4 protein-coding genes are annotated in these 5,571 nt (G+C 63.7%); all 4 read right to left on the minus strand.

What is annotated here, in order from left to right; all coding sequences use genetic code 11:
• Window positions 1–71: 71 nt before the first annotated feature.
• The gene (locus NUV89_RS27040; RefSeq protein ID WP_257783721.1) at window positions 72–938 is read right to left on the minus strand and encodes an alpha/beta hydrolase; all 867 of its coding nucleotides are present in this window, start codon (window positions 936–938) and stop codon (window positions 72–74) included.
• On the minus strand, window positions 938–3,160 hold the full coding sequence (locus NUV89_RS27045; RefSeq protein ID WP_257783722.1) for a TonB-dependent siderophore receptor: 2,223 nt from the start codon (window positions 3,158–3,160) through the stop codon (window positions 938–940). Before NUV89_RS27045 ends, NUV89_RS27040 begins: the two co-directional genes overlap by 1 nt.
• 97 nt (window positions 3,161–3,257) lie before the next feature.
• Window positions 3,258–4,601: a sensor histidine kinase gene (locus NUV89_RS27050; protein ID WP_257783723.1), complete on the minus strand. Its 1,344-nt coding sequence runs from the start codon at window positions 4,599–4,601 to the stop codon at window positions 3,258–3,260.
• On the minus strand, window positions 4,601–5,329 hold the full coding sequence (locus NUV89_RS27055; RefSeq protein WP_257783724.1) for a response regulator transcription factor: 729 nt from the start codon (window positions 5,327–5,329) through the stop codon (window positions 4,601–4,603). The genes NUV89_RS27050 and NUV89_RS27055 overlap by 1 nt, the downstream gene beginning before the upstream one ends.
• Window positions 5,330–5,571: the final 242 nt, after the last annotated feature.

A 5,571-nucleotide genomic window follows, 5' to 3' on the forward strand; every position in this document is an offset into this window, starting at 1 on the left:
GAGTCAGTTTGCACATCAGTGACTGATCCACCGCCATCGCAGGCAAGCCAGCTCCCACATTTTGAATTGCGCTATGGCTGGCTTAGGTGTTCCAAGGTATAGCGCAGTGACGCCGCCAACATCGGCCCATGCCCCAACCCGGGAAATGCCTGATACCGCACCTTCAACCCCTCCACCCGCTGCAAATCCGCCAGCAGTTTCTTCGCCGCCCCATCCCCTTTCGGCCCGACCTGCCTGGACGGGCTCGCAGGCTCCTCATCCCCGCGCATCATCAGCAATGTCGGATGTTTGCCCTTCAAGCGCTGCGCCAAGCCTTCGGTGTGAATCACCCCGCCGTTCCACCACAACGATGGGCTGGCCGCCGCGTACTCGTCAAACGCCTCCGGCCGGGTCATCAGGGTGTACAGCACCAACAAGCCGCCATAGGAATGCCCCCACAACAGCTGCCGCTTGGGCTTCTCCTCCAACCGCTGGTCTATCAGCGGGCGGATCTGCTGGGTGAGCAGGTCGAGAAACTGCTCCGCGCCGCCACTGGCCACGTCGGTCAGTGGGTCGCGCTGGGCGCCCTCACCCACGCGCGGCGTGTAGTCGAAGGTGCGCGCGTTGCGTTCGATGCGCAGCGGTGTGGCGTACCCCACCGCCACCAGCACTGGCGGCGTGGCGCTGTGGGACAGGCGGTTAAGCAGTTCAGTGTCCAGCGCCGCCATGGCCGCGTTGCCGTCCAGCAGGTAGGCGACCGGGTTGGCCGCGCTGACCTTGAGCGGGCGCCCCAGCCAGATGCGGTAGTGCCGCGCGCCGTCGGCGGAGTCCAGTTCCAGGGTGCTGAAGCTGTAGTCGCTGGCTTCACGCAACACCGGGGCGTCCATCAGTTGGTCCGGTGCCGGCTTGGCGTAGACGAACGAGGTAAACAGCAGCGCCAGAAAAATCCCCCGGCGCATCAGAACGACGCCGTCAGGCTGGTGAACAAGGTCCGCCCGGACTGGTTGTAAGTCGCCGCGCCCGCACCGTCGATATTGTTCACGCCCTGGGCATTGCCTTCGCGCCACAGGCGTTTGTCGAAGACGTTGTCCACGCCGGCCGTGAGGCTCAGGTTCTTGGTGATGGCATAGGTGCCGCTCACGCCGGCAATCGCATACGGCGACAGTTGGTTGTTCGACGAGCCGGTCACGCGGTAGCCGTGGTAGTCGTATTTTTTCGGGGTCTGCTTGCCGTACCAGGCCACGTTCGCTTGCAGGGACAGGTCTTGCGTGGCCTGCCAGTCGAGCATCGAGTTGAGGGTGTACTTGGGCGTGACCGAGAGCACATCGCCGGTCTGTTTGTTTTTCGATTGCAGCATGTAGGTGAAATTGTTGGTCCAGGTCAGCGAATCGGCCAACGGCAAGGTGAGGTTGCCTTCGAGCCCTTCGACCAGTGCCTTGGGCACGTTTTCCCACTGGAACACGTTGGCCCCGGCCGTGGTGCCCGTGCCGCCAGTGGCGGTGCCCACCGGCGTCAGGCCGGACTCGATCTTGTTCTTGTAGTCATTGCGGAAGTACGTCAGCCCCGCGACCACGCCGGCGTTGCGGTACTCGATCCCCAGCTCTTTGTTGACGCTGGTTTCCGCCTCAAGGTCGGCGTTGCCTTGCAGGTAGCAGCTCTTGGTCGAGCCGTAGCAACCCTGGCCGTTGCTGTACAGCAGGTAGTTGGGATTGAGCTGATACAGGTTCGGCGCCTTGTACGAGCGGGCGATGCCGGCCTTCAGGGTCAGGGTATCGGTGAGCACCTGAGACAGGTTCAGCGACGGGCTCCAGTTGTCGCCGACGATATCGTGGTGGTCCAGGCGCAGGCCGGGGGTCAGGCGGGTGCCGGGGCGCAGTTCGATGTTGTCTTCGGCAAACACCGAGAAGATCCGCGACGACGAGGTGCTGCTGCGGTTAGTGCTGCTCAGCCCGGCCACGCTGCCGCCGGCGGTGGTGGTCTGGGTGTTGGCGCTCGGGTCGTCAAGCTTGGACTCGACCCACTCGGTGCCCAGGGTCAGTACCTGCTCGAAACCGGCGTGCAGCGGCAGGCTGACTTCCCCGTGGGCAGTCAGGTCGCGCAGGGTGGTGGTGTAGAAATCGGTGTTGGCGAAGATGCCTTCGGTGCCGCCCGCGAGGCCTTCGTTGATGCGGCTGTTGCGGGTCTTTTCGTATTGCAGGTAGGCCAGGCTGCTGCCGAAATCCCATTCGCCACGGTGGGTCAGCGCGTAGTGTTCGCGGTAGAGGATGTTGGTCTCATGGCCGAGCATGCTTTTCACGCTGGCGTTGCTGTTGGTGTTCTGCGTGTCGCCGGTGTAGAGGTTGCCCTGGCGGCTGAAACCGGCCTCCAGGTCGAGGGTTTGCTCAGGGGTCATTTTCCAGCTGAGCAGGCCGTTGACGTCCTTGTTGCGCACGCCTTCGCGGCCCGCTGGCAGTGTGCCGATCTGGTTGCCGTAGCGCGTCGACTCGTGGCCGCTGTTGATGTCGGCATCGTCGGCGTTGGTCTTGGCGATATTGCCGTAGACGCGGTAGCTGAGGTTGTCGGTGAGCGGGCCGTTGAGGCCGAAGTTCATGCGTTCGGTCTCGCCCTCTTCCTTGTGCTGGGCGAAGTTGTGGTAGATCGTCGCCGAGCCGTGGGTCTCGCTGCCGGGTTGCTTGGTGATGATGTTGACCACGCCGCCCGCCGCGCCGTTGCCGTAACGCGCGGCGGCCGGGCCACGGATGACTTCGATGCGTTCCACTTGATCGGCTGGCACCCAGTTGGTGTCGCCCCGGCTGTCCCGCTCGCCGCGCCAGCCATAGCGCACCGAGTTGCGGCTGCTCACCGGTTTGCCGTCCACCAGGATCAGGGTGTTTTCCGGGCCCATGCCACGGATGTCGATCTGGCGGTTGTTGCCGCGCTGGCCGCTGCTGGAGTTGCCGGTGAGGTTGACGCCAGGCATGGTGCGGATGATTTCCGAGAGGTCATTGGCCGGTGGACGCTTCTTGATGTCCTCGGCGGTGATGATCGACACGCCGGGCATCTGCTTGATTTCTTCCTGCGCGGTGCCCAACACGGTCTGGGTCGGCAGTTCCATCTGCGCGGGCGCTTCGGCCTCGGCGGCGAAACCGGCGATGGGCAACACACTGCAAATACTCACGGCAAGCAGGGACAAGCGGAACATGGGGCGATCTCCAAACGTCAACCCGACCGATAGCGGCGGGCCATCAAAGATCGCAGATGATAATCAGATGCAATAACGAGTAAAGCAACTTAACTTTCTAAACATTTGCCGCCGGCAGACGCAGGTGCATGCGCAGGCCCTGGCTGCCGCAGGTGGCCCACAGCGCCCCGCCCTGCAATTCGATGGCGCGCCGGGCAATGCTCAAGCCCAGGCCAAAGCCGCTGCCGACAGTGCCGTCCAGGCGCAGGTAGGCTTCAAAGATGCGCTCCAGATCGGCCTCGGCCACGCCCGGGCCCTGGTCTTCGATCACCAGGCACCAGTGATCGCCTTCACGCTGGCCGCTCAAACGGATCACCCCGTTGTACGGCGAATGGCGGATGGCGTTGCGCAGGATATTTTCCAGGGCCTGGGCGAAGCTGTTGAGGTGCACGTGCAGCAGGCAGGTGCTGTCCAGTTCACACACCAACGCTTCCAGCGGCCAGCCGGTTTCGAAATGCGCGTCTTGCACCAGGGCTTCCCACACCGAGGCCACCACCACCTCTTCGGCATCCAGGCGCGGCTTTTCGGTGTCGAGCCAGGCCAGGTTGAGGGAGTCGTCCACCAGCCGGCGCATTTCCTCAACTTCGCGAGACAGGCGTTGCTGCAACTGCTCGGGCGGCAGGCCGCTGTCGCTGGCGATTTTCAAGCGCGCCAGCGGAGTGCGGATCTCATGGGACAAGGTGCGCAGCAATTGGCGCTGCTGGTTGAGGCTCTGGCGCAGGCGCTCGGCCATGTGTTCGTAGGCGCGGGCCAACTCGCCCAATTCATCCGGGCGCCGGGTCACGCTGCTGCTGGCCAGCGGCGCCAGGTCGCCCGCACTCAGCGCATTGGCGCGCTCGCGCAGTTCATTCAGCGGCTGCACCAGATGCCGGTACAGCAGCAAGCCCAGGCCCAGTGCCAGCAGCACCGGCACCACGCCGTGGGTGAACACGTGGGTCCACGGCGTGAGCCCTGGTGGCAACAGGCGCTCGGGCAATTGCATCACCAGCCGGCCGCGTTCGGGGTGTTGGGGAAAGGCGATGCTGACGTAGGGCAGTTCATCGTCGAGGCGCTTGCTCATCGGCCAACTGAGCTTGCGCATAAAGGTCAGGTGGCTGACCTGCTCGGCATTCAGCGGCGTGGTGCCGAGGCTGTGCAGGTAGTCATCCAGCACGGCGACCCAGGTGTGTTCACGCTGCTGCAAGGCCAGGCGCCAGCGCTCAACGGCGTCGGCATCGCCAGTGGCTGCAACCTGCTCAGCCTCGGCGGCATACGCGGCCAACGCGATGCGGTCCGGCGCTTCCAGAAAGTAGGTGTTGCGCTCCACCTGCAAACCCCAGCTCCACACCAGCCACACCAGCAGCACGCAGAAGCCCACTTGCAGCAGCGCCATTTTCCACAGCAGTGGGTGACGACGCTGCATCAGGCGCCGTCGACCATCAGCACGTAGCCTTGGTGACGCACGGCGTCGATGCGCAGGCCCTGAACATCGATGGCCACGAGTTTGCGCCGCAGGTTGCACACATGCACATCCAGGCCACGGTCCAGGCGGGTGTAGGGCCGATGCAGCACGTGCTGATAGAGGAAGGCCTTGGTCAGCGCCTCGCCGTGGTGCTCGTGGAGCGTACACAGCAGGCGGAACTCAGAAGAGGTCAGCCCGGCGTTAACGCCATTGCAGCTGACGTCCCTTGCATAACTGTCGAAGGCCAATGCTGATGGACGCGCCGCCAACGGCGGTGCGCGTGTCCCGCAATCGATCGCTACGCGGCGCAGCAAGGCGTCGATGCGCACGTCGAGTTCGGCCAGGCTGAACGGCTTGGGCAGGTAATCATCCGCGCCCTGGCTGAAGCCGGTGATGCGGTCCTGCTCGGCGCCCAGGGCCGACATGAGGATCACCGGCGTACCACGCTCGTGGCGCAGGCGCGCGAGGATATTCAGGCCGCTTTCGTTGGGTAGCATGATGTCCAGCAGGATCAGCTCGACCGGCGAATGCAGCGCCATGTCCAGGCCTTGATCGCCGCGATGGGCGCTGTTCAAGGCGAAGCCACGGCGGCTGAGGTGGTTGCTGAGATGGGTGCACAGTTCGACGTCATCCTCGATGATGAGGATGCGTGGGGTGGGTGGCGGCGGGGCTAGATGATAAGTATTCACAATTACGTCAGTTTCGCATTCGATGAAACATTTCGCAATGTTCACTGATACAACCGGTTCAAACTGTGGGAGCTGGCTTGTCTGCGATAGCGGTCTATCGGTGTACATATCCATTTTTTGGGTAACGGCGGCTTATGGTTCCGCCCTTACGGCGGGTCACTTTGGAAAAGCCGGAGTGCCGGCCCAGCCCAAAGTAACCAAAGGGCTCTTGCCCCAACACTCGGTGCCTCGCCTAGGCTCGG

The organism is Pseudomonas sp. 18.1.10 (assembly GCF_024655625.1).
GTDB lineage: Bacteria > Pseudomonadota > Gammaproteobacteria > Pseudomonadales > Pseudomonadaceae > Aquipseudomonas.

Excerpts from the sequence above, each read along its gene's own strand:
- NUV89_RS27045 (WP_257783722.1), bottom strand. The coding sequence starts at position 3,160 with ATGTTCCGCTTGTCCCTGCTTGCCGTGAGTATTTGCAGTGTGTTGCCC.
- NUV89_RS27040 (WP_257783721.1), bottom strand. The coding sequence starts at position 938 with ATGCGCCGGGGGATTTTTCTGGCGCTGCTGTTTACCTCGTTCGTCTAC.
- NUV89_RS27050 (WP_257783723.1), bottom strand. The coding sequence starts at position 4,601 with ATGCAGCGTCGTCACCCACTGCTGTGGAAAATGGCGCTGCTGCAAGTG.